Source organism: Sandarakinorhabdus cyanobacteriorum (genome assembly GCF_002251755.1).
Classification (GTDB): Bacteria; Pseudomonadota; Alphaproteobacteria; order Sphingomonadales; family Sphingomonadaceae; genus Sandarakinorhabdus; species Sandarakinorhabdus cyanobacteriorum.
In genome coordinates, this window is sequence record NZ_NOXT01000125.1 from 126203 (window position 1) to 149175 (window position 22973).

21 protein-coding genes are annotated in these 22973 nt (G+C 64.6%); 9 read left to right on the forward strand and 12 right to left on the reverse strand.

Features of this window, described 5'->3' with window-relative positions; all coding sequences use genetic code 11:
- Positions 1-7 precede the first annotated feature (7 nt).
- Entirely contained in the window at positions 8-517 is a 510-nt protein-coding gene (locus tag CHU93_RS16115; protein ID WP_086116417.1) for a MaoC family dehydratase, read from the reverse strand.
- Positions 510-1349 carry an HpcH/HpaI aldolase/citrate lyase family protein gene (locus CHU93_RS16120; protein WP_094475160.1) on the reverse strand — a complete coding sequence of 280 codons (840 nt, stop codon included), beginning with the start codon at positions 1347-1349 and terminating at the stop codon, positions 510-512. Before CHU93_RS16120 ends, CHU93_RS16115 begins: the two co-directional genes overlap by 8 nt.
- A 137-nt stretch (positions 1350-1486) precedes the next feature.
- Here CHU93_RS16120 and CHU93_RS16125 point away from each other — a divergent pair, with 137 nt between their 5' ends.
- On the forward strand, positions 1487-2410 hold the full coding sequence (locus CHU93_RS16125) for a DUF1838 family protein (protein ID WP_094475161.1): 924 nt from the start codon (positions 1487-1489) through the stop codon (positions 2408-2410).
- Between the two features lie 71 nt (positions 2411-2481).
- Here the strand turns inward: CHU93_RS16125 and CHU93_RS16130 are convergent, their stop codons facing one another.
- Both CHU93_RS16130 and CHU93_RS16135 read right to left on the reverse strand, forming a co-directional pair.
- Complete coding sequence (locus CHU93_RS16130; protein ID WP_165768781.1) at positions 2482-5004, reverse strand: TonB-dependent receptor; 2523 nt, start codon at positions 5002-5004, stop codon at positions 2482-2484.
- Positions 5005-5151: 147 nt separating this feature from the next.
- On the reverse strand, positions 5152-5829 hold the full coding sequence (locus CHU93_RS16135; RefSeq protein WP_243375733.1) for a hypothetical protein: 678 nt from the start codon (positions 5827-5829) through the stop codon (positions 5152-5154).
- Positions 5830-6079: 250 nt separating this feature from the next.
- Between CHU93_RS16135 and CHU93_RS16140 the strand changes: the two genes are divergently transcribed.
- Genes CHU93_RS16140 through CHU93_RS16175 form a run of 8 tightly spaced genes read left to right on the forward strand, consistent with a single transcriptional unit; the run spans position 6080 to position 16028 of the window.
- A complete protein-coding gene (locus CHU93_RS16140) occupies positions 6080-8596 on the forward strand; it encodes a TonB-dependent receptor (protein WP_094475208.1) in 2517 nt (838 codons plus the stop codon).
- A complete protein-coding gene (locus tag CHU93_RS16145) occupies positions 8596-9627 on the forward strand; it encodes a VOC family protein (RefSeq protein ID WP_094475163.1) in 1032 nt (343 codons plus the stop codon). Before CHU93_RS16140 ends, CHU93_RS16145 begins: the two co-directional genes overlap by 1 nt.
- Positions 9617-10339 (forward strand): DUF3108 domain-containing protein, encoded by a 723-nt coding sequence (locus CHU93_RS16150; RefSeq protein ID WP_094475164.1) that lies wholly within the window; start codon positions 9617-9619, stop codon positions 10337-10339. The genes CHU93_RS16145 and CHU93_RS16150 overlap by 11 nt, the downstream gene beginning before the upstream one ends.
- Positions 10336-11568 carry an MFS transporter gene (locus CHU93_RS16155; protein WP_243375734.1) on the forward strand — a complete coding sequence of 411 codons (1233 nt, stop codon included), beginning with the start codon at positions 10336-10338 and terminating at the stop codon, positions 11566-11568. The genes CHU93_RS16150 and CHU93_RS16155 overlap by 4 nt, the downstream gene beginning before the upstream one ends.
- Positions 11565-13115, forward strand: a complete 1551-nt coding sequence (locus CHU93_RS16160) for an FAD-binding oxidoreductase (protein ID WP_094475166.1) — start codon at positions 11565-11567, stop codon at positions 13113-13115. The genes CHU93_RS16155 and CHU93_RS16160 overlap by 4 nt, the downstream gene beginning before the upstream one ends.
- Complete coding sequence (locus CHU93_RS16165; protein ID WP_243375735.1) at positions 13112-14158, forward strand: nitrilase-related carbon-nitrogen hydrolase; 1047 nt, start codon at positions 13112-13114, stop codon at positions 14156-14158. Before CHU93_RS16160 ends, CHU93_RS16165 begins: the two co-directional genes overlap by 4 nt.
- Complete coding sequence (locus CHU93_RS16170) at positions 14155-14880, forward strand: DUF3108 domain-containing protein (RefSeq protein WP_094475167.1); 726 nt, start codon at positions 14155-14157, stop codon at positions 14878-14880. Before CHU93_RS16165 ends, CHU93_RS16170 begins: the two co-directional genes overlap by 4 nt.
- Positions 14877-16028: an FAD-dependent monooxygenase gene (locus tag CHU93_RS16175; protein ID WP_094475168.1), complete on the forward strand. Its 1152-nt coding sequence runs from the start codon at positions 14877-14879 to the stop codon at positions 16026-16028. Before CHU93_RS16170 ends, CHU93_RS16175 begins: the two co-directional genes overlap by 4 nt.
- Before the next feature lie 399 nt (positions 16029-16427).
- Here CHU93_RS16175 and CHU93_RS16180 read toward each other — a convergent pair whose 3' ends face one another.
- From CHU93_RS16180 to CHU93_RS16215, 8 genes are all read right to left on the reverse strand, one after another.
- The gene (locus CHU93_RS16180) at positions 16428-16676 is read right to left on the reverse strand and encodes a hypothetical protein (protein WP_094475169.1); all 249 of its coding nucleotides are present in this window, start codon (positions 16674-16676) and stop codon (positions 16428-16430) included.
- Positions 16676-17854, reverse strand: coding sequence for a class I SAM-dependent methyltransferase (locus CHU93_RS16185; RefSeq protein ID WP_094475170.1), 1179 nt, complete (start codon positions 17852-17854; stop codon positions 16676-16678). The genes CHU93_RS16180 and CHU93_RS16185 overlap by 1 nt, the downstream gene beginning before the upstream one ends.
- Positions 17851-18333, reverse strand: a complete 483-nt coding sequence (locus CHU93_RS16190) for a DUF1330 domain-containing protein (protein WP_165768782.1) — start codon at positions 18331-18333, stop codon at positions 17851-17853. The genes CHU93_RS16185 and CHU93_RS16190 overlap by 4 nt, the downstream gene beginning before the upstream one ends.
- Positions 18333-18785 carry a hypothetical protein gene (locus tag CHU93_RS16195; RefSeq protein WP_243375736.1) on the reverse strand — a complete coding sequence of 151 codons (453 nt, stop codon included), beginning with the start codon at positions 18783-18785 and terminating at the stop codon, positions 18333-18335. Before CHU93_RS16195 ends, CHU93_RS16190 begins: the two co-directional genes overlap by 1 nt.
- Positions 18782-20200: an aldehyde dehydrogenase family protein gene (locus CHU93_RS16200; RefSeq protein ID WP_094475172.1), complete on the reverse strand. Its 1419-nt coding sequence runs from the start codon at positions 20198-20200 to the stop codon at positions 18782-18784. The genes CHU93_RS16195 and CHU93_RS16200 overlap by 4 nt, the downstream gene beginning before the upstream one ends.
- Complete coding sequence (locus tag CHU93_RS16205; RefSeq protein WP_341476596.1) at positions 20197-21111, reverse strand: polysaccharide deacetylase family protein; 915 nt, start codon at positions 21109-21111, stop codon at positions 20197-20199. The genes CHU93_RS16200 and CHU93_RS16205 overlap by 4 nt, the downstream gene beginning before the upstream one ends.
- A gap of 133 nt (positions 21112-21244) precedes the next feature.
- Complete coding sequence (locus CHU93_RS16210; RefSeq protein WP_094475174.1) at positions 21245-22111, reverse strand: polysaccharide deacetylase family protein; 867 nt, start codon at positions 22109-22111, stop codon at positions 21245-21247.
- Positions 22112-22241: 130 nt separating this feature from the next.
- Positions 22242-22925, reverse strand: coding sequence for an isochorismatase family protein (locus CHU93_RS16215; protein WP_094475175.1), 684 nt, complete (start codon positions 22923-22925; stop codon positions 22242-22244).
- Between the last annotated feature and the right edge of the window lie 48 nt (positions 22926-22973).

Here is a 22973-nt window from a genome sequence, read left to right on the forward strand (position 1 = left end):
CTCCTGATCAATCGTCCACCGGGCCGCAGCCGCGCTTCCACACCAGCATGGTGCGATTGAATGTGCAGACCACGTCGCCGTGCTGGTTCTTGCCGATGGTGCGCACGGTCACGATGCCCTGCTCCGGCCGGCTGCTCGACTCGCGCTTGTCCAGCACTTCGCTCTCGGCATAGAGGGTGTCGCCACAAAACAGCGGGTGGGTCAGGCGGATATTGTCCCACCCCAGATTGGCCACCGCCTTCTGGCTGATGTCGGAAACGCTCATCCCCACCATCAATGCAACGGTGAGCGGCGAGCACACCAATGGTTTGCCAAACTCCGTCTTCTTGGCGAATTCATAATCGAAGTGGGCCGGATGCGTGTTCATCGTCAACAGCGTGAACCACACATTGTCGGTGTCAGTGATCGTCCGGCCCGGGCGATGTTCATAAACATGCCCGACCACGAAATCCTCGAACGCGCGGCCAAACACCTCGCGGAACCGGCCCGGGGCCACTTCCTTCACACCGTCACGCATGATGCATCCTGTCCTTCGCGTCGAGTATCGCCTGGTATCGGCGGATGATGGGCGCTTCCAGCATGCGCCCCTTGAACCGGATCGCCTGGCCGCCGCCCTCGGCATAGGCGGCCATGGCCTCGGCCGCCTCTGCCACTTCCACCGGGGTCGGCGCCAAGGCGGCGTGGATATGTGCCAGTTGGGCCGGATGGATGGCGGCCTTGGCGGCAAAGCCCAGCGCGCGGGCGCGGCGGGTTTCGGCCGTCAAGCCCTCGGGATCGTCCAGCCCGATGAACGGCACGTCGATGGCCGGCACCCTGGCCTCGGCTGCCGCCAGGATGAACTGCCCGCGGGCCACCGCCAGCGGCTCCCACGCCAGCGCCACGCCCAGTTCGGCCGAAAAATCGCCCCCGCCAAACATCAGCGCCACAACGTGGCGCATACAGCCAATCGCGTGGGCCGCGCGCAGACCGGCCGGGGTCTCGATCAACGGGACCAGGCCGGGGCAGCGGCTGCCCAGCGCATTGGCGACAATCCGCACTTCAACGGGGCTTTCCACCATCGGCACCAGCAGCAGCGGCGGCAACACCGCCGCCTCGCCCAAGGCCGCCAGATCGGCAATGCCGGCAGCGGTGGTGACAGGGTTGATGCGCAGTGCCCAGCCGGCCAGCGCGCCGCTTTCCGCCGCCGCGCCAAATTCCGCCAACGCCGCACTGCGCGCCGCCACCTTGTCGGCCAGCGGCACGGCATCTTCCAGATCAATCACGGTCACCCCTGCCCCGGCGGCAATCGCCTTGCCAAACCGGTCCGGCCGGTGGCCCGGCACGAACAACAGGCTTTGCGCGGTGAACACGGCGGTGAACTAGCCCCTGTCTTATGCGGACAAAACGCTTGAATCGCGCCGGCCCTGTGGAATGCGGCTTCACAATTTGTCCGGACAACTCTAATGTCAAGGGATAAGCATCAGGGGTTCAGAACGGGAGTGGGAAAATGACACGAAGCATTCGGACTGCGGCGATTTGCGCCACGGCGATCGCGGCCCTGGCCGCTGGCCCTGCCCTGGCGCAAGGCAAGGGGAAGGCCGCCAAGGCGCGGCTGCTGGATCCGGCGGTGGCCGATGATGCGCTGGAAATTTCCAAGCGGGTGCAATGTGGTGAGGCCGACGGCAAACCCGGCGTCTATCATTGGAGCGGCAAGGTCTACAGCCGGGTGGCCGGCGAGCCGGACCGGTTGCTGTTCAAGGCGGAAGGCATGAACATCCGCACCTGCACCACGGTCGATGATCCGGTGCGGGGCAAGGGCTGGCGCCTCGTCAGCCGCGAGCTGCTGCTCTATCTTGATCCCAAGACCGGCGAGGTGGTGCGCCAGTGGGACAATCCCTGGACGGGCGAAAAGCTGGACGTGCTGCACATCGCCAATGATCCGGTGAACCAGTCGCCGCAATTCCCCAAATCGGCCAGCGGCACGCCCTATTCCATCCCCACGCTGCGCCGCGAAGGCCGCTGGTTCTTCATGCCGTTCGAAGCGCCCCTGTTCTACACGAACCCGCTGCAGGGCGAGTATCAGGATTGGGTAGGCGGCAAGTATCACGCCATGGAAATCTTTGATTTCGCCTTTGATGCAGAAGAGATGCTGGATACGAAAAATCCCACCGCCTACCCGACGGTGAGCTGGGTGCGGATTTCCGATTTCCTGCCGTGGATGAAGATGCGCGGCCGCCAGGGCCAGCTGGTGTTCAACGCCATGGGCAACAAGCTCAAGAGCGCTGACGAGCTGCCGGCCGTGCTGAAGGCCGAGATTGCCGCCAACTATCCCATCTATGTGGCGCCGCCGCCGGTGGACGACAAGCGGCCCAATGAAACCAGCTGGACCGTGTTCAAGAAGTGGGTGGACGCGAGGAAGCCCGCCAAGTGAACTGACCCCCAAAGATGAAGGGCGCCGCCGGTCAACCCGGCGGCGCCCTTTTCTCTTGGAGCCCGCGCTGATCAGAACCGCATGACGGTTTCGATGCCGAAGGTGCGGCCGCGGCGCAGCGCAGTGAAGAAGGCGCGCGGGCCACCGGTTTCGATCGTGGTGGGTGCGCCGTTGAAGGTCACGCTGGCCGCCGGCGGCAGGCCGCGGCCCGTGGCCCCATAGCGGAAATCGAACCAGCGCGTCGCCAGCGGCGCTGCATCCTCGTTGGTGAGGTTGCGCACAAAGCCAACAACCTGGATGCCCTTGAACCGCACCCCGACACGGGCATTCACGATGAAGGCTTCGGGCACATAGGCCAGATTGTCGGTCTGGATGAACTTCTTGTCTTCATAGGAGAAGTTCACATTGGTGGTGAGGCGGGTCTCGTTGCCGATTTCCGGTTCCCAGCTAAACGAACCATTGACCTGCACGCTCGATCCCAGCGGCAGCCGCTTGCCGGTGATGTCACACAGGGGCAGCGCCGTGGCCGGCGGATTGCGCGTGTCGAAATTGACGCGCAGGCCACCGGAATTCAGCTGGAAGAAATCGGCATCGCAGCCATTGGTGAAACGCGCATCAACATAGGAGGCGTTGACCGTGATGGCGATATCGCGATGGGGCGCAGCCACCATGTCGAGTTCGAAGCCCTTGGTGCGGGCATCGCCCGTGTTGACCACGATCGAATTGATCGCCGTGCCCGACGGGATGGCATTGGTCAGCTGCACGGCCGAAAGCTCGTTCAGATAGGCGGCAGCGTTGATGCGCAGCTTGCGATCCGGCGAGGTCCATTTCACGCCGATTTCGCCGCCCTTGACGATTTCTTCCTGATAGGTCGGGTTGCCCGCCAGGATGCCGCCCGTGCCGTTGAAGCCACCCGGTTTGCGGCCCTGACCATAGACGGCATAGAACAGGGTGCCGCCGGCCGTGGTATAATTCACCGTGATCCGCGGATCGGTGCCGGTCCACTTGCCCTTGGCAAGGCAGGTGCCGGCAAAGCCGAACAGTGCCGCATTGCCCGCCTCGCCAGCGCAGAAGATCGACGTGGCGCTGGCACGGTCCATCAGGGTCTTGGTTTCTTCCTGATAACGGATCTCGCCCTGCACGGTCAGCCGTTCGCTGATGTCCCAGGCGGCAAGGCCGAAAATGGCCTTGTTCTCGATGCTGGCGACCTGGCTGCCATTGGTGCCCAGCGCATCGCCGGTGGCGCCAGAGGTGAAGCTGATGTCACGCTGGTTGAATTTCTGGCTGTAATAATAACCGCCCACCATCACCCGCACCGGCTTGTCCTGCGGCGAGGCGATGCGGATTTCCTGGCTGAAATCCTTGAAATTCTTGCGATTGGTGTTGGCGAATGCCGGTTCCACGGTGACGGCCGGGGTTGCCCCCGGCGCCAGATAGAAAAAGGCGTCGCTGTGGTCGCTGTCGGTGCCAAAGCGGTTCAGCAGATCGCGATAGCCGGTCATCGAGGAGATCACCCACCCCGAACCGGCAACATCCCAATCGATGATGGCCTGGGCGTTGAACTGCTTGTTCTGAATGCCATCAAACGCCGTGCCGTCGCGCACGCCGAACGGCGTCTGCACCGGATCGGTGTGCAACCGCACATTGTTGGGTTGGGCCTGGATGGGGCCGCAGAAATACTGGTTCTGATTCTGCGCCCCCGGCGTTGCGCCGAGCGTGGCCGGCACATTGCCAAAGAAGGGCACCCCGGACTGGCGATAGAAGTTGGACCGGAATCCCGGGCTGCAATTGTTGTCGGCAGAGCCTTGCAGGAACAGGGCCAGCGGCCCGTCATTCTGTTCCGAATATTCGCCGCGCAGACGGATCTTCAGATTGTCCGTCGGCTTGGCCAGGATCATGGCATAGCCAACCCGGGTCTTTTCCTGGCCCACCTTGCTGCCGGTGAGCTGGTTCACATATTGGCCGCCATAATCCTGGTAGCGGCCACCGATGCGGAAGGTGAGCTTATCACCGATGATCGGCCCTGACAGCGAGGCGGAGGCGATATACTCGCCATATTCCGCCACCGATGCGCGGATGCTGCCCGACAGCGTGTCGGTCGGGTCCTTGGTGACGAAGTTGATGGCGCCGGCATAGGTGTTGCGGCCATAGAGCGCCGATTGCGGCCCCTTGACGATTTCCACCCGGGCCAGCTGCTCCGGATCGAAGCCCTGCAGATCGCCCTGCCAGTAGACACCGTCCACGAAATAGGCGGCACCGGTTTCCACGCCGAACTGCACATTGGCCAGCACGTTTGACTGGCCACGGATCACCGGCCGGTCTGACGAACGGCCAAAGGCCTGGGAAAAGCTGATGCCAGACGCCTGCTGGGCAAAATCATTGATACTATTGAGGCCCAGGTTGGCAATATTCTTGTCGGAAATGGCACTGACCGCGACCGGTGCGCTCGACAATTTTTCCTCGACCTTTCGGGCAGTCACGGTGATTTCCTCGACACCGCCTTCGGTTTCGGCGGCGGCCACTGCCTGTGCCATCGCGGTGGCCGGCGTCATCAAGGTGGCGGCCAGCAGCAGCGCACGCATGCCAACAATCATCAATCTGTCTCCCCGTTCCGACCGCACCCCCCGGTGCCTGTCCTGACGGCGAAACATTTATCGCACGCGGCAATTTGTCCAGACAAATTGCCGCCTACTGCTCACTTCTCCGGACAAAGGTCGCCAGTGTGGCCCGGCTGCAACGCCTCAACCCAACGGCTTGACGACCCCCAGCCACGACGTGAGGACAAGCAGGATGTAGGTGAGCGTCACCCACCGCCGGGTCTTGTCCATGGTCGTGCGCAACGGCACTTCGGTGGCGTCGCTGGAGCCCTGGCTGATGAGTGCCATCAGCTGCGGCCCGACCGGCTTGAAACTGAAATCGATCATGATCGCCGCCACGAAGATCAGGCCGAACAGTAGGGCTTTCCAGGCCAGCCAGACCGGGGCAATCGGATGGCCGGTCAGCAGCGATTCTGCGCCCAGAAACAGGTAGCCGGCGGCGAGCAGCCAGCGGATCCAGCCTTCGATGCGACGATTCCGCGCAGCACGTGGTGTCTGATCATGCCAGTGCGCATCCCAAACCAGCCACAACCACAGACCGCCGACGATCCAGCCCGCCGCGACAACGGCCACCGGCACATCCCACCAGCCGCCGGCAAACGACACGGTGAGCGACAGCGGCACCATCAGCGCCCAGGCGGTGCGCGGTGTCATGTCCACCAGCACCAGCAGCTTCAACAGCGCAAGCCGTTGATCGAGCGTGTAATCGTGCCGTTTGCGGAAATGCTGGCCCAGCAGGAACACCCCGACATCCGCCCCAAGCCAGAGCACGAACAGCAGCAGGTGCACATAGACAAGGCTGGGATAGATCAGATCAGACATTGGCACAGCCCCCTTCCCTGCCGGTTGCGGCGTGCGGGCCACACCGGCCATGAAAGGGATGGCCCGAGCCGCGCGATACGTCAATTGTCCGGACAAATTGGCGGCTAGTGCTTGACAAGTCAGAACCTGTCCAGACAAGTTGGCACAAGCTTGCCGTTGGACGGCGAGTGCCGGGCCGCAGGGAGGGCGACACGGCGTCAGCGCGGTGTGATGCGGCCAGGTCTGGTCGCGCAACATGGGGATGATGAAGATGACGATTTCAGCCGCAGTTTCTGGCCAGGGTCTTGCCAGCCGCATTGCTCTTGCTGCCGCACTGGCGGTCACCGTGGCCGCGCCCGCTGCCGCCCAGACGGCCAAATCGGACACCGTGGTCGAAGATACGGGCACGGTGGAGGATATTGTGGTCACCGCGCAGCGCCGCCGTGAGCGCGCGCAGGAAGTGCCGATCGCCATCACCGCCTTCTCGGCCGAAACGCTGCAGGCCCGCGGGATCGTCAATGCGCTCGATCTCACCCAGTTCGTGCCCAACCTTGTTGGTCTGAACAACACCGGCCTGGGCACTGCCAACGCCTATTATCTGCGCGGTATCGGCAACACGGAATCGATCGCCACCTTCGATCCCCCGGTTGGCACCTATGTCGACGATATCTATATCAGCCGGCAGAATGCCAACAATTTCAATCTGTTCGATGTCGAGCGGGTTGAAGTGCTGCGCGGGCCGCAAGGCACATTGTTCGGCCGCAACACCACTGGCGGCGCCATCAACGTGGTGATGCGCCAACCGGGCGAACGCACCGGCGGCTATGTCGAGGCCGGCCTCGGTGCCTATGACCAGAAACTGCTGCGCGGCGGACTTGATCTGCCCGTCGGCGAAAACTTCGGGTTCAAGCTCTCCGGATACTGGCAGGAAGACGATGGCTGGGTCCGCAACACCGCCACCAACGAACGACTGAACAACAACAATGGCTGGGGTGTGCGGCTCGGTATGCGCGCCAAGATTTCTGATAGCGCGAGTTGGACCGGCAGCTATACCCACACGTTCGCGGACTCCACCAACGTATTGAATTTCGATTGCAATCCGGCGAATCCAACCCAATGCGACGGCCGCTTTGCCACCACCGGCTTGCGCCGCAGCAACGATTTTGGCGGCCGCTTCGTCGGGCGCAAGGATGATTTCGGCAATTTCAACAAGGCCACGTTCGACATGATCACGTCGAATTTTGCCTTCCAGTTGTCTGAAAAGATGAATCTTTCGGTGATCACCGGCTGGATTGATCTCGGCCAGAAATTCGCGCTGGACTTCGCCGATGGCACCTCCCTGCCCAGTCTGGCCAGCCCGACACCACCAGTGCGAAGCTTCACGCCGGGCGGGTTCGTCATCGCCAATGATGGCCAGCACCGCCAGTTCACACAGGAACTGAAGCTGTCAGGATCAGCGCTTGATGGCATGGTGGAATATGTGACGGGTGTTTTCTACTTCAAGGAAAACAACAAAACCGATTTTGCCGACCTGTTCAACATTGGCGCAACTGGCCCGGTTGGCATTCCGCTGGTGCTGGCGGATCGCACCTTGCGCAACACCACCGAAGCCTGGGCAGGCTATGCCCAGGTGGACGTGAAGCCAATGGAGGCCGTCACCTTCACTGCGGGCATCCGCTACACGGACGAAGTTAAGACCTTCCGCGTGCGGGACAATCGGTTCAGCTGCAATGATGGCAGCATCGAAGCGACCTGCATCGACACAATCAACCTGCGCGCACCCAACGGCGTGGCAATCCCAACCCAGCAGCGCGCAAAGCTGTGGACACCGCGTTTTGCTTTGTCGTGGAAGGCCAACGACGACCTCTTGCTGTTTGCCAGCGCCACGAATGGCTTCAAATCTGGCGGCTGGAATGCCCGTGGCACGGCTGCTTCGGAATTGCTGCCGTTTGGTCCCGAAAAGGTCTGGAGCTATGAGACCGGCTTCAAGGCCGATCTGTTCGACAAACGCCTGCGGTTCAACCTCACTGCCTTCGTGGTGGATGTGAGCGGTTTGCAGACTCCGTCGGCCTTTGTGCGCCCCAATGGCTCAATCGCGTTCCTCACACGCAACTTCGCCGACTATCTGAACAAGGGTATCGAAGCCGAATTCACTGCCCGGCCCACCGATGCACTCACCCTGTTCGGCAGCCTTGGCTATCAGGACGACAAATATCAGCTGCCGGCCAACGCGCCCGCATTTGATGAGTATAACTTCCAGTCTGTGGCCGGTCAGCAGGCGAGCTGCCTGTCACAGCTGGCAGCGGGGCGCGTGGCCCTTGGCGTGGCGGCAGAGGTTGCTGCTGCCTGCGGGGTCGGCATCGTGGCGCCGAATGGTGCCATCGCCCAGCCAGTGCGCACCCCGGCCTGGACGATGAGCCTGGGCGCCACCTACGAAGCAAAGCTGGATGAGAGCTTGTCGCTGATCCCGTCGGTCAATGCCAACTGGCGCTCGTCGAGCGAGGTCGGGACCAGCCAGGTGAGCTTTTTCAACCGGGCGTTCACCAGCGCCGGCGGCACCCGTTACGCCTCCAACGCCGCATATAATGGTGACTTCATTCGCGGATCGTTTAGCCAGGCGCGCTGGATTGCCAATGCCAGCCTGACCCTGAAATCGGCTGATGGCTGGCAAGTGTTGGTGGAGTGCCGCAACTGCTTTGATCAGGAAGCGGTGGAATCGAGCCTGGCCAATCACAGCTATCTCAACCCTCCGCGCACGTGGACGGTCAGGGCCCGTTACAACTTCTGATGCGCCGCGCCGCCTTCGGCTTGCTGGTTGCCTGCATCCCGGCCAGCCCCACGCTGGCCGGGTTTGCGCAGGTTCATGGTGTTGCCCCGTGGACCGAGACGGTGATCAGTGTGAGCGACGTCAAACCCTTTGCCCGCCTGCTGGGCGAAATCGGTGGCTGGCAGCCGGTGGCCCGGGGGCGGCTCTCAGCGGCGGAAATAGCCTATTGGCAGCTGCCTGCCACGGCCTCCGCACGGTTCCAGTTGTGGTGCGCACCGAAGAGCAGCACCGGCTGCTTGCGCCTTGTCAGGTTCAAGGGTGTGCCGCAGCAGCCGATCCGGCTGGGCGCCCGGGCCTGGGATCCGGGCGGCATCTATTCGATCATGATGCGCTCGGATGATCTGCCGCGGCTGTTTGATGCCGCGATCAAGGCTGGGTGGTGGGCCGAGAGCCCGATCATCCGGTTCAATTTCGGCGGTTCCGACCTGAGGAATGTCGTGCTGACCGGCCCGCACGGCGTCAATTTCGCCGTGTATCAACGGCTTTCACCGCCGTTCACCGATTTCCACCTTGGCCTCATCAGCCAGGGCTTCAATTCCATGCGCATGGTCGAAAGCCGGCCGCGGGCACGGGATTTCTATGCCCAGAAACTGGGTTTTGGCCTGGTGTTCGATGGGGATGGCACCAACGCGATTGCCACCGCGCCCGAACCCTCCAACTTTGGCATCCCGCTAAACTACACGCTCAAGGCTTTGCGGGCGGCGGCGGCGTTGTCGCCAACGCCGGGCGAGACCGGGCGGGTGGAAATGATGCAGATCACCGAATTTGCCGGCATCCCGCAGGGGGCCCGGGCCCGGGCACCAAACCTTGGCATCCTGTCGGTCCGTTATCCCGTGCAGGATCTGGCTGGTTATCGTGCTGCGCTCGCCAAACAGGGCGTGACGCCGGCGCAGTCGGCCGAAGCTGTGCCAATAGAAGGGTTTGGCACAACCGATCTCTTTGCGGTGACCGATCCGGATGGCAGCCTGACCGAGTTTTACCATGCCCGCTGAATTCACGCCCCTGCCCCGCCGGCACGGCCGCATTGCCTATCGCAGCGCCTCTACCCACGCCTTGTGGGGAATCGAGGATTTCAGCATCACGCGCCAGGCCGATGGCGGCCGCACGCTGATGGTGGAATGCCAGATGCGCCATGGCGCGGAGGATGTGACGCGGTTCACCACGCTTGCGGTGGATGCCGATCTGCAGCCGGTGGAGGCCCATGTCCGCATCCTGAACCATGGCAGGCCCACTGGCAGCGGCTGGTTCCGCTTCACCGAGAGCGAGGCGGAAGGCGAGGCCGCCACTGAGGCCGAGGGGCGCCTGTCGCAGCGCAAACCGATCGCCCGCCCCATGCGCGGCTTTGGCATCCACGCCCTGATCGGGGATGGCTGGCTGGCCGCCAGCTTTCCCTTCGACAAGGGGCCCGGCCACACCCACTTCTGGGGGCCCAGCCTGCTGCACAGCCTGCACCATTTCGGGGCGACCGGCCCCATGCTGGTCACCTCCACTTCTGGCCTGCGCTATGAAGCGCGGGAGACGGTGGCGGTGCCAGCTGGCCGCTTTGACTGCCATCGCCTGTCATTTCAGGGCATGACAAACAACCACCCGCCCTACACGATGTGGATCAGCGCGGACGATGAGAAGCTCTATGTGAAGGGCCTTGTCGCCGGCTACATGGATGGGCTGTTCCAGCTCGAAACCCTGGATGGGAATGCCGCGTGAGCCAAGCAAGATCAGAGTTTTCCGCCGGCTGGAAGGTGCTGACAGCCGGCATGCTGGGCGTGATGTGCGGCGCCTCGCCACTGCCGTTCAACACCATCGGTTTCGTGCTCGGCCCGCTGCACGACGAATTCGGCTGGAGCTTTGCCACCATCTCGGCCGGGGTCACCACCTTTGGCATCACCGCTGGCCTGCTCGCCCCCATCATTGGCGCGGCCGTTGACCGATTTGGAGTCCGCCGGATCGCACTGGGTTCACTCCTGGCCTTTGCATTGGTGTTTGCTGCCATTGGCTTGATCCCCGGATCGCTGGTGGCCTGGTTCGGTCTGTGGTTTCTCATTGGCCTGGTCGGCATGGGCTCCACCCCTGTCACCTGGAGCCGGGCGATCAACATGTGGTTTTATCGCAGCCGCGGGCTGGCGTTGGGTCTGTTGCTGGTGGGCACCAGCCTGGCGGCCCTGATCGTGCCCAAGGTGGCGGTGTGGGCCATTGCCACCTGGGGCTGGCGCGGCATGTATCCGGTGGTGGCATTGTTCCCGCTGCTGCTCGCCCTGCCGCTGGGCCTCGCCTGGTTTCGCGAACCGACGGCGGCGGAAACGCCGGCCGAGATCACCGCCAGCGGCGGCCTTGTGGGCGTGACCTTTGCCGAAGCCGCGAAGGACCGGCGGTTCTGGACGATCTGGATTTCGATCGCGCTGGTGGCGCTGGCCTATGGCGGCGCCCATATCCACATGCCGGAAATCATCAAGCAGCACGGCCTCACCGCCGCTGATGGCGCCGGCATCATGGGCATGATCGGTATCGCGCTGCTGTCGGGCCGCATCGTCACCGGCTGGCTGCTGGATCGCATCTGGGCGCCGTTTGTCTGCCTGCCGATCCTGTCCATCCCGGCGCTGGCCTGTTGGTGGCTGATGGGCAATGGCACCGATCAGACGATGGTGTGGGTATCGGCCTTTCTGCTCGGCTTTGCTGCCGGGGCGGAGTCCGACCTGATCGCCTATCTGGCCAGCCGCTATTTCGGGATGGCGAATTATGGCAAGATCTATGGGATGCTCTACATGCCGTTCGGCATATTTTCGGCAATCTCGCCCGTGCTTTACGGCCGTATCCGAGACACCACCGGCAGTTATGACCAGATGCTCATGGGCGCGACCTTCCTGTTTGTTGCCGGGGCGTTGCTGCTGCTGACACTGGGTCGCTACCCCGTTTTTGGTGCCAGGGAGGCCGCATGACGACCGCCACGCTCGTTCGTGACAGCCTGCAGGGCGGCAGCACCGTGCCGCCGGAAACCTTGCTGACCGATGCGGCCAGCCTGTCGCTGTTTGCCCATGATGTCTATGCCGCCGGGCCGCAGCCATTGGCCGTGTTCCGGCCGCAGACGGTGGAGCAACTGGCCGCCGGCATTGCCGCGGCCACAGCCCAGGGCATTGCCATCGTGCCGCGCGGCGGCGGCATGAGCTACACCGGCGGCTATCTGTCCTCCACGCCGCGCTTTATCCTGGTCGACACTGGCGGGCTGGACCGCATCGTCGCGCTGAATGAGGCAGACATGACGGTGACGGTGGAGGCCGGGGTCACCTGGGATGCGCTGCGTCGCTTCCTGCAGCCCAAGGGCTATCGCGTCCGCTGCTGGGGCACATTGTCGGGCATCAACGCCACCGTGGGCGGCGGCATGAGCCAGAACGGCGTGTTCTGGGGTGCCGGCAACGGGACGGTGGTGGACAGTGCGCTCAGCCTAGATGTCGTGCTGGCCGATGGCCGCATCGTTGCCACCGGCAGCGATTTCTTCCGGCCCTATGGCCCCGATATCACCGGGCTGTTTGCCGCCGATTGCGGGGCCTTTGGCGTGAAGGCACGCGCGACGCTGCGGCTGGTGAAGGAAGGCCGCTGCGCCTATGGCAGCTATGCCTTTGACAGCGCAGCGCAAATCCTGACGGCCATGGCCGGCATTGCCCGCGAAGGCCTGGCGGCCGAGAATTTCGGGTTCGACCCGTTCCTGCAGAGCCAGCGCATGAAGCGCGAAAGCCTGACCAGCGACGCCAAGAGCCTTGTCACCATGATGAAGGCGCAAGGCAGCCTGCTGAAGGGCCTGAAGGAAGGTGCCAAGGTGGCACTGGCCGGGCGCGGCTTCCTGGATGGCGTGCCCTTCTCCCTCCACTGCATCGCCGAGCGCCGCCGCGAGGCCGAGGCGGAGGCCGACATGGCCGAGATCGGCCGGATCGTCGAGTCCGCCGGCGGCAAGGCGGTGGAGAACAGCATTCCCAAGATCCTGCGGGCCAATCCGTTCCCGCCCGTCAATTCCATGGTGGGCCCCAATGGTGAACGCTGGGTGCCGGTGCATGGATTTCTGCCGCATTCCCAACTGGTTGCCGGGTGGGATACGGTGCAGGCCATTTACGCCGCCCATGCCGATGCCATGGCCCGGCTGGGGGTGGAGGCCGGTGCCATGCTGGCCGCTGTCAGCCCGCAGGCCTGCCTGATCGAGCCGGTGTTCTTCTGGCCCGAAGCGCTGAACCCGCTGCATCGCCATGCCGTGGAGGCCGGCCATCTCGCCAAGCTGAAGGGCTTTGCGCCCAACCCTGAGGCGAGCGGGCTGGTGCACCAGCTGCGCGCCGAGATCATCGCGGCATTCCAGCGGCTTGGCGCCATCCATCTGCAGATCGCCCGCACCTATCCGTTGAAGGCCAGCCATGATCCGGCCATCTGGGCCCTGCTGACCGCGATGAAGCGGCAGCTTGATCCCAAAAATCTGATGAACCCCGGGAGCCTGGGCCTGTGACGCCATACACCGCCGTTGCCTTGCAGTTGACGGCGCAGAGCGTCGAGCAGGCGGCCGATCCGCGCGCCCAGATCATGGCGCAGATTGCCGGGCTGGAGGGCAAGATCCGTTCGGCACGGATTTTCATCGAGCAATATGGCGGTTCGCCGGTGAAGCTGGCGGTGCTGCCGGAATATCTCTTCACCTCCTATCCCGGCCGGATTTCCATTCCGGATTTTGCCAAACGCGCCGGTTTTGCTGCCGAAGGGCCGGAATATCAGGCGCTTGGCGGCATTGCCGAGCGGATGGGCCTGTTCATCGCCGGCAATGCCTATGAGACGGACAAGGCCTTTCCGGACTTTTATTTCCAGACCAGCTTCATCGTGGCGCCAACGGGCAAGGTCATCCTGCGCTATCGCCGGCTGCTGTCGATGTTTGCGCCCAGCCCGCATGATGTGATCGACCGCTATGTCGATGCTTATGGGCCGGATGCGCTGTTTCCGGTGGCCGAGACCGAGATTGGCCGGCTGGCGGCGATTGCGTCGGAAGAAATCCTCTATCCCGAGATTGCCCGTTGCCTGGCCTTCAAGGGCGCGGAGCTGTTCTGCCATTCCAGTTCCGAAATCGGATCGCCGCTGGCCACCGCCAAGGATATCGCCAAGCGGGCCCGGGCCTTTGAAAATGCCGCCTATGTGGTTTCGGCCAACACCGCCGGCATCGCGGGTTCAGCGCTGCCGTTGATGAGTGCGGATGGCAACAGCCAGATCGTTGCCCCCAGCGGCAAGCTGCTGGCGCAATCGGGCAGCGGGGAGACGTTCACCGCCTTTGCCGAGATCGACATTGGCCATTTGCGCGAACAGCGCCGGCAGCCGGCGATGGTGAACAGCCTGGCGCGGCAGCGGCCCGGCCTGTTCGCCCCGGCCTATCAGGCGGCCGCCGCGACATTCCAGGCCGGCAATCTGATGCTGGGCCCGGACGGCAAGCCGCAGGTGCCGGAACGCGAGCAGTTCCTGAAGATGCAGCGGGAAGTGATTGAAAAACTGGCGAAAGCAGGTGTGATATGAAGCATCGCACGGTATCGGGGACCATCCGATACACCAGCAAGAAGCCCGGCATGGAGGGCATGGAGCGCGGCCGCGAGAGCTTCAAGTTCACCCATCATGGTGATGGCAGCGTGATCCTGCGCGCCAGTTGCGAGATCGAGGAGCCTGATCCGACCGTGCTGCGCGAGGTGATCTATCACCTGGGGCCGGGCATGGTGCCGTTGAACCTGCATGTCCATCTGACCGTGGGCGATGCCTATATGGGCAGCGGCTGGATGCGCCATGATCCCGCGACCGGCCGGCTGGAATGTGAGAGCGAGAGCCCGTCGCTGGGGCGGATTTCGCAGGTTCGGCCCGCCGATGGGGCGTTTGATGCCTTTGGCACCCATCCAGTAGTGGGCGATAGCTATCTGGCCCGGGCCATGGATGTTGGCCGCGGGCCGCACCGGCGGCTGATGCGGGTGTTCCTGCCCTCCCCCGATCATCGCGGGGCGACGCCGCCGTTGATAGCGGAAGTGAAGATCAACCTGGAATATGTTGGCGAAGAACAGAAAACAGTTGCAGCCGGTACGTTCCATTGCCGGCATTTCCGCTTTGTTGACGACAGCGCCGACGGCATGGGCGGCAAGACCCACCCGGATTATGATATCTGGGTGACCGCCGATGATGATTGCATCCTGGTGTATGGCAGCATCGACGGTTACATGATGAACCGGTACGAACTTATTGAATTGAAACGATGATTTTGATCATCGGCGCCGGTTTGGGCGGGCTGGTCACCGCCATAGCCCTGGCCCGCGCCGGCCTGCCGGTGGCGGTGTTTGAAGCGGCTGGCAGCTTGAGGGAAACCGGCGCTGGCCTGACCCTGGGACGCGGCGCCCAGCATGTGTTCCGCGATCTGGGCCTGCAAGGCGATGTCGCGGCCCGCGCCTGCCCGGCCGGCAGCCTGCCCTTTTTGCACTGGCGCAGTGCGCGGCTGCTGATGGGGGCGCCCGATCCCGGCGATGGCACGCCGGATGATGGCCAGGCCGATATCGTGCGCCACATGTATCGCGCCGATCTGCAGGCGGTGCTGCTCGATCATGCCGCGCGCCTGGGGGTGGCGATCCACACCGGCAAGCGGTTGACCGGGCTGGATCAGGATGGCGACGGCGTCACCGCCCGCTTTGGCGATGAAAGCATTGCGCGCGCCAGCCTGCTGGTGGGCGCCGATGGCGTGCGCTCGGCGGTGCGGGCGATCCTGCATCCGGGCGATGCGCCGCGCTTCACCGGCCATGTCGCCTATCGTTTTCTGGTGCCGCGCGCCGCCGCCGCGCCGTTCATGGGGCTGGGCCGCAGCGCCATCTTCATCGGGCCCAAACGCACCTTCAACCGCTACACGATGCAGGGCGGCAACGTGGTGAACTGCGCGGGCCTGGCTGAAACCGGGGAGGAAGTGCCGGAGGGCTGGTCGCTGCCGGCCAGCGTTGCCGAGGTGGCAGCGGCCTTTCCGGATTGGCACGGCGATGTGACCGGCCTGATCGGGCAGGCGCAATCCATCATCAAATGGGGCCTGTATGACCGCACGCCGCTGCCGCGCTGGAGTCAGGGCCGGGTGACCCTGCTGGGCGATGCGGCGCATGCCATGCTGCCGTTTCTGGGCATGGGCGCGGCGATGGCGATCGAGGATGGCTGGGCGCTGGCGCGCTGCCTGGCGCTGGAGCCGGATGTGGGCCGGGCGCTGGACCGGTATGAGGCGGCGCGGCGCGAACGCTGCGAGACGATGCAGGCGATGTCGCGCCGGCAGGGCGAGATGACCCAGGCGATGGACCCGGACGCGCTGGTGCCGGCGGCGGTGCCGATGGCCAACCAGGCGTTGATGGGCTTTGATCCGGTGGCGGCGGGGGTTTAGGCGGGACTGTCGGCTGTGGCGGAGGGCCCCTCCGTCACGCTGCGCGTGCCACCTCCCCAAACGAGTTTGGGGAGGATCGTTTTTTGGATTTTCAAGGAGCGTGGTCAGTGTCGCATTTTGGTGGGGTGTAGGACAGATTTACAGTTAGAATGCTGATATTGCTTGTGTTTCGGCGGTGCGCGGTCGGGCTGATGGCGTGATTGTGGGATTCGGGGCCGTTGGGGCGTGGCAGACGTGGCCAATTTGGTGGCCGATTTCGGGGTGGCGGTGACCGCGTTTTGCGCGCTGGTGACCGCAGCTTGCCGGCGGTGGTGACCGCGTTTGGGGTGTGGGTGACCGATTTGGGGCGGCCCCTCCGGCGCTGCGCGCCACCTCCCCAAACAAGTTTGGGGAGGAGCGTCAGGCACCGCGGATGGGGGCGAAGATGCGAGTGATGAAGGCCTGGAGTTTGGCGTCGCGGTCGGCCGGTGGCGCGCCCTTGGCCTCTTCCAATGCCAGGAGGCGTTCTTCCTGCACCCAGAGTTCCTGGGCCATGTTCATCACCACGGCGACAAAACGGTCCATGGCGGGATCGGCGAAGAAGCGGGCGTTGCCGGTCTCGTCATAGAGGCCGGGCGGAGTGTCGTCGGGGCGCGGCGTTTCGCTCATCACCGTTTCCACGCACCAAAGCCGAACCACATCACGCCTTCGGCCAGCCGGCCGGTGGTGGCCTGGCCCACTGCCTCGGCGGCTTCGCTAGCGACGAGATCGGCGATGGCCTGTTCGCCATAAATGCCGATGGAGGGCACGACGAACTGGAAGCAATCGGCGGCGGCAAAGCCGGCCTTCACGCAATTTTCCTGCGGGATTTCATCGCGATAGCCCTTGTAATAAGGCTCCTCGTTATACCATGAGTCCCAATCGAGGTAGAAGCCGTCAAAGGCACTCATTTCAGCGTTGGGCGGCAATTCCATGTGCAGCATCAGGCCGCCGGGGCGCAGCACGCGATGGGCCTCGGCCAGTGCGGCGGCGCGTTGTTTCTTCGACAATTCGTGCAGGAACATCGAGGACCAGACGAGATCGAAGCTGGCATCGGGATAGTCGAGCTTGTCGGCACACATTTGCACGAACTGCACATCCTGGCCCTGCATGGCCGCCCGCGCCGCGCCATAGACGAGGCCGCCCGGCGCAGCATCGATGGCGATCACCTCGGCCCCGGGATAGGTCTGTTTCCACGGCAGCGTGTTGTGGCCGATGGTGGTGCCGGTATCGAGGATGCGGGAGGGCGAAAATTCGGGATATTTCAGCGCGATATAGCGGCTCATCGAGAGGCCGATGTCGTCGAGATTGGCGCCCATCAGCCCCATGGAGAAGACCGCCAGGCCGCGATCATAGACGGCGCCGGCCTCCACGCTGTCCCCGCCGCGGGTGTAGCTGCCGGGCATCAGATGCACCTCGATGGCGCCGACATTCTTCGGCACGGCGAGCGCGGGGTTGAGCTGGACCTTGCCGCCGGCCGCATTGGCGGCGGCGGCGAGCCGGTCGGCCTCGCGCGCCACGCTGTCGGCCACGCTCGCCCACACCATCTTCTGGGCTTGGCAACGCATGGCGGAATAGATGTTGAAGGCCGGATCGCCGCGCAGCGCCTTGTGGGCCTCGCTGCTGGTCTGGGGCGGGCGGCCGTGGGCGCGTGCAAAGGCCGGGGCGGCGCGCCGGTCGTAAGCCGCCTTCATGTCGGCGGCGAGATCATTGAGGATGAGGCTGCGGATGCCGGAGACGAAGCGGCCACGCGCAGCTTCCTCCGCGGTCAATTCCGGCTTCATGCCGTGCTGCAGCTCGACACTCATGGTTTTGCCCCCTCCACCTGTGCAATCCCCTCGGCGCTGAAGGGCGCCTTGTATTCATTGTCACCCACCTTGCCGATCATGTCAGCCCGCAAGGGCGCTTCCGGATAGACTGTGACAATATAATCGCCGGCGGACGGGTTCAGCCGCAGCGGCTTGATCTTTTCCTGATATTCCTTGGAGAACCAGAAGGCGCGGGCGTTGGCCATGCAGGGGAAACGCACGATCAGGTTGACATAGGCTTGCGGCGCATCACCTTCGAAGATCGCCTGCGGGAAGGCGAGATTGACATAGTAGCCGCCAAGTTTCTGATACAGGCCGCTGTCGGCAATGGCCTTGCCATAGGCGAGCATGCGCGCCCGGTCGTGGGTGGGGCCGGAGACGATCATGATCACCGGCGCATTGCAGGCGGGGGTCGGGGCCTGCACGGGTTGGGGTTGGGCGGCCGCTGCCTGGGCCATCAGCATCAGGGCGGTGAGCATCAGGGCCTCTCCTCGTTGCACAGGGTCCATTTCCACGGGGCACCGTTCTGGAACCATTGCCAAGTCCGCGCGCGGGTGCGGCGATCGGCGGCGAGCGCAATCATTTCGATATAATAGGCGTCGGCCACGTCGCGGCGGTCAAGCCGGAGCATCAGCACATCCTCGGCCGTCTGCCAGCCATAGCCGGCGAAGCGGTCAGTCTCCCAATGCAGCCGCTCGCCCACCAGCGTGCCGCCGAATTCATAGGTGGCGGTGCGGCCGTCTTCCCATTCGAGCCAATTGTGCTGGACATAGTGGAACGGGCCGCTGTCGGGGAATTCACACCAGGTGCGCACCCGCCGGGCGTCGAGCAGTTGGCCGTCTGCCGAGAAATCGCGATACCAGCCCTGCCAATGGCCTTCGTGGAGCAGCATGGCCGGCATGGCGGCGGCGAGTTCAGCGCGGTTGCTCATGCGCCGCGCTCCGCATAGGCCGCCAGCGGCAGCGGCTGGCCGGTCTGGATGATCAGCGCCTGTTTGCGGAAGAAGCGCAACAGGCCTTCATCGCCCATGCGGCTGGGGCCGAGCCCGCTCAATTTCTGGGACGAGTTGGTGGCATCCCAGACCATGGAGGTGAGCGCGCCATCGTTGATCGAGATGGCGCCAGCTTCGAGCCGCGCTGCCACCGCTTCGGCCTCGCGCTGCGGCCCGACCACGGCGGCGGACAGGCCATAGACGCTGGCATTTGCCATGGCGATGGCATCGTCCACATCGTCATAAACGGTGACCGGGATGACCGGGCCGAAGGTCTCTTCCGCCATCACCGCCATGTCCGCCGTCACATCCACCAGCACGGTAGGGCGCATATACCAACCGCCGCCCAGTTGTTCGGGCTTGCCGCCGGCGAGCAGGCGGGCACCGCGGGCCAGCGCGTCGTCAATCTGGGCGGCGACCTTTTCGGCCTGGGCAGCCAGGATGAACGGACCGAGTTCGCCGACATTTATGTCGGGCCAGTTGGGCCGCACCTCGGCCGCGCGGGCGGTGAGTTCGGCGAGGAAGGCTTCGGCGAGGGCGCGCGGCACATAAACCCGCTCGATCGATTGGCAGGCCTGGCCGGTGGCGACCACGCTGGCGCGCAGGGCGAGGCGGGCGGCAGCAACCGGATCGGCACCGGGCAGGATGATCATCGGATCCTTGCCGCCCAGTTCCAGATTGGCCGGGATCAGCGCGCGGGCGGCGGCTTCGGCGACCTTGCGCCCCGTCGCGGTGGAGCCGGTGAAGCAGACATAATCCACCGCGCCAATCAGCGCCTGGCCGGTTTCGGCCCCGCCCAGCACATAGGCGAAGACGGCGGCGAGTTCCGGCACCTCGGCAATGGCGGCCTGCATGGGGACGACAAAGCGCGGGGTGACTTCGGAGGGTTTCACCAGCGCGGCGCAGCCGGCCATCAGCGCCGGGATGGCATCGATGTGGGACAGGACAACCGGGAAGTTCCACGGCGCAATCGCCCCGAACAGCGGATAGGCGATGTGGCGGCCCTTGAGCAGGATGCCGGGCACGGCGCTGGGGGTTTCGCCGCCGTCGAGCCCGGCCATCAGCTGCTGGCCCCGCGCCGCCCAGCGGCGGATGGTGCGGGGCAGCCCCTCCACCTCGATGCGGGAGACGGCGTGGCGGCCGGTGTCGATGGTCAGCGCCGCGATGATGGCCTCCGCATGGCGCTCCACGGCCTGGGCAAAGCGTTCCAGCACGGCGGCGCGGCCGGCTGGCCCCAGCGCTGCCCAGGCCGGCTGGGCAGCGCGCAGGCGGGCAGCGACGGCGCCCACCTCGGCCGGGCCGGCGGGGGTGATTTCATGATCCAGTTCGCCGGTGCGGGGGTTGCGGATTTTCATGGCCGCTCCTGCGCGGTGAACTGGTCAACGATCTGCGCGCCGGTGGCGAACCAGCATTCGGGCCGCGCCGCCAGCCGGGCAAGCAGCCGTTCGAAGGCGGCGATGCGATAGGGCAGGCCCATGATATAGGGGGTGACATGGATGGGCAGCATGCGCCCGGCCCCGGTGGCAGCGGCTTCGGCGGCGAGCCAGTCGAAGGCGTCTTCCATGCTTTGCGCCCAGCTGTCGGCCGATTGCTGCTGCACGGCGATGATCTGCCGGTCAGACAATTCGTGGTTCAGCGGCAGGTTGATGAGGCCGTTGTTGAAGCGATAGGGCAGCTCGTCATTCACCCAGTCGCAGGCGTAGCGATAGCCGGCCTCCACCAGCAGATCGGCGGTTTGAAAGCTCTGGCTGCGGGCGATGGAGAGCCAGCCATCGGGCTGCACCCCGCAGGCGGCGAGCCGGGCGCGGGCGGCATGGATGAGGGCGCGTTCATCCTCGACGGCCAGGGTGGAGTCGATGGTGCCGTTCATGTCGGTGCTGTGCGCGATCAGCTCGTGCCCGCCGGCCTGCACCGCAGCGAGCAGTTCGGGATTGCGTTCCGCCACCGCCGCGTTGGTGGCGAAGCTGGCCGGGGCCTTAGCGGCGGCCAGCGCCTCAAGGAAGCGCCACGCGCCGACGCGGTTTCCGTAATCGCGCGCGGTGAAATGGCGGAAATCGGGATAGGCCGTCTGCATGTGGCCGGGGGCGCGGAACGGCTTGTCGGTGGGGGTGATCGGGAAGAATTCGAGGGACACGCAGACCCAGACGGCGACGCTGCCGGTGGGCCAGCGCAGCGGCGGGCGCTGGTGCAGGGCCGACCAGGGGTAGAGATCATGGTCGTAGCCGTGGACCCGGCGGGGGTAGTGGAGATAGGCGGGATCGAGCATCACCGATCCTCCCCAAACTTGTTTGGGGAGGTGCCGAGCGACGCGAGGCGGAGGGGCAGCGCCGGACCAGCCCCTCCGTCGCCTTCGGCGCCACCTCCCCAAACAAGTTTGGGGAGGATCATTTGGGTGGCGCTCATGGCTGCAGCTCCTGCCAGGCGTCAACGATCTGGCTGGCGGTGGCGATCCAGGCGCGGCCGTCGGCGGCGATGTGGCGGAGCGCCTGTTCGAACGGGCCGATGCGGTGCGGCTGGCCGATCAGATAGGCGTGCAGCGGAATGCACATCACGCTGCCGGGTTCCTGCGCCAGGCGTTCGAACTGGCGGATCAGCGTGTCGGCATAGTCCCGGCCGGACATGTTGTAGACGAAGAAGCCATAATGATCGTTCACCTCCAGGCTGTAGGGGATGGAAACGAGGCGGCCGCTTCGGGTGTGGACCGGCAGCACCTGATCATCATGGTAGAGATCGCAGGTGTAGCTGAGGCCATATTCGGCGATGAGATCGAGGGTGCGCGGCGTGTGGGTGAGCGCCGGGGCGAGCCAGCCGCGGATGGTCTGGCCGGTGGCCGCGCGCACCGTGGCGATGCTATCTTCGATGATGGCGCGTTCCTGTTCCTCTGCCATGTCATAGGCATAGCGGGTGTTGTAGATGCCGTGGCTGAAGAATTCCCAGCCGCGTTCGTTGGCATCGGCAACCACCTCCGGGTGATGCTGGCACAGGGCGACGGAGAGCGAGACGGAACCGGGGAAGCCGTGTTTCGTCATCACATCGGCCATGCGCCAGTGCGAGACGCGGTTGGAATGATCGCGGTGCGAAAAGCCGACGACATCGGGGTGCGGCCGGGCCCAGGCCTTGCGGCGCGGGTGCGGCGGCGGGTCGATCTCGTAATATTCCAGATTGGGCGCGACCCAGACGGCGACCGTCTTGCCGCCGGGCCAGGTGAAGCGGCGGCGGCTGGGCGCCGGGTTGTAGAGGCCGGGATCGGCGGCGTTCTCGATCACCGGCGGGTCCTCCCCAAACTTGTTTGGGGAGGTGCCGAGCGACGCGAGGCGGAGGGGCCTTCGCCCGCTGCCCCTCCGTCGCCTTCGGCGCCACCTCCCCAAACAAGTTTGGGGAGGATCGTCTCGCTCATCATGGCTGCGCCTCCAGCCAGTCGATCACCGCCTGCACCGGTTCGACATCGGCATATTTCAGCTGCAGATCCGTGAGATTGGCGAAGTGATAGCTTTCGTGCTTGTCGGCACAGGTTTCGATGGGAACGATGGTGCGATAGCCGTGGGAAAGCGCGTCGACCGCCGTGGCGCGGACGCAGCCCGATGTGGAGCCGCCGGTGACCACAACCGTATCGACCTTGTGCCAGACGAGATAGCTGGCCAGCGGGGTTTCGAAAAAGGCGCTTGGCATGCGCTTGGTATATTCAAGATCATCGGGGCCGATGACGACGCGCGGATCATAGGCATGGCGCTCGCTGTCATATTTGATGTTCTGCAGGCTGTCTGGCGTGTTGGTGCGCGTGCCCCACACGCCGGCGTCACCGGCATCGGCCTTGTAGGCAACGCGCGTCCAGATCACCGGCATGCCGCGCGCTCGGGCCAGGGCACTGATATGATTGACATGTTCGATCTGGCGCGGGTCCGTCTCATAGGCGGTCGCGAAGGCGGCGATGTCGGTATAGGCGCGCTGGAAATCGACATTGATGATGGCGAGCTTGTGGCCGAATCCGAACTTGCGGCGGGCCGGATTGGCCATCACCTCCTCGAAAATTGCCTTCGCCGTGCGGCCATCGCTGACCATGCGGGTGCCCTTCACGGTCATCCCCGTCCCTCCTGATTCCTCTTGGTGCAACCTGCCGTGCAAGAAAAA

Coding starts and splice junctions, on each gene's coding strand:
- CHU93_RS16115 (WP_086116417.1), bottom strand. CDS start 517: ATGCGTGACGGTGTGAAGGAAGTGGCCCCGGGCCGGTTCCGCGAGGTG.
- CHU93_RS16125 (WP_094475161.1), top strand. CDS start 1,487: ATGACACGAAGCATTCGGACTGCGGCGATTTGCGCCACGGCGATCGCG.
- CHU93_RS16130 (WP_165768781.1), bottom strand. CDS start 5,004: ATGATTGTTGGCATGCGTGCGCTGCTGCTGGCCGCCACCTTGATGACG.
- CHU93_RS16135 (WP_243375733.1), bottom strand. CDS start 5,829: ATGTCTGATCTGATCTATCCCAGCCTTGTCTATGTGCACCTGCTGCTG.
- CHU93_RS16140 (WP_094475208.1), top strand. CDS start 6,080: ATGACGATTTCAGCCGCAGTTTCTGGCCAGGGTCTTGCCAGCCGCATT.
- CHU93_RS16145 (WP_094475163.1), top strand. CDS start 8,596: ATGCGCCGCGCCGCCTTCGGCTTGCTGGTTGCCTGCATCCCGGCCAGC.
- CHU93_RS16150 (WP_094475164.1), top strand. CDS start 9,617: ATGCCCGCTGAATTCACGCCCCTGCCCCGCCGGCACGGCCGCATTGCC.
- CHU93_RS16160 (WP_094475166.1), top strand. CDS start 11,565: ATGACGACCGCCACGCTCGTTCGTGACAGCCTGCAGGGCGGCAGCACC.
- CHU93_RS16170 (WP_094475167.1), top strand. CDS start 14,155: ATGAAGCATCGCACGGTATCGGGGACCATCCGATACACCAGCAAGAAG.
- CHU93_RS16175 (WP_094475168.1), top strand. CDS start 14,877: ATGATTTTGATCATCGGCGCCGGTTTGGGCGGGCTGGTCACCGCCATA.
- CHU93_RS16180 (WP_094475169.1), bottom strand. CDS start 16,676: ATGAGCGAAACGCCGCGCCCCGACGACACTCCGCCCGGCCTCTATGAC.
- CHU93_RS16185 (WP_094475170.1), bottom strand. CDS start 17,854: ATGAGTGTCGAGCTGCAGCACGGCATGAAGCCGGAATTGACCGCGGAG.
- CHU93_RS16190 (WP_165768782.1), bottom strand. CDS start 18,333: ATGCTCACCGCCCTGATGCTGATGGCCCAGGCAGCGGCCGCCCAACCC.
- CHU93_RS16195 (WP_243375736.1), bottom strand. CDS start 18,785: ATGAGCAACCGCGCTGAACTCGCCGCCGCCATGCCGGCCATGCTGCTC.
- CHU93_RS16200 (WP_094475172.1), bottom strand. CDS start 20,200: ATGAAAATCCGCAACCCCCGCACCGGCGAACTGGATCATGAAATCACC.
- CHU93_RS16205 (WP_341476596.1), bottom strand. CDS start 21,111: ATGCTCGATCCCGCCTATCTCCACTACCCCCGCCGGGTCCACGGCTAC.
- CHU93_RS16215 (WP_094475175.1), bottom strand. CDS start 22,925: ATGACCGTGAAGGGCACCCGCATGGTCAGCGATGGCCGCACGGCGAAG.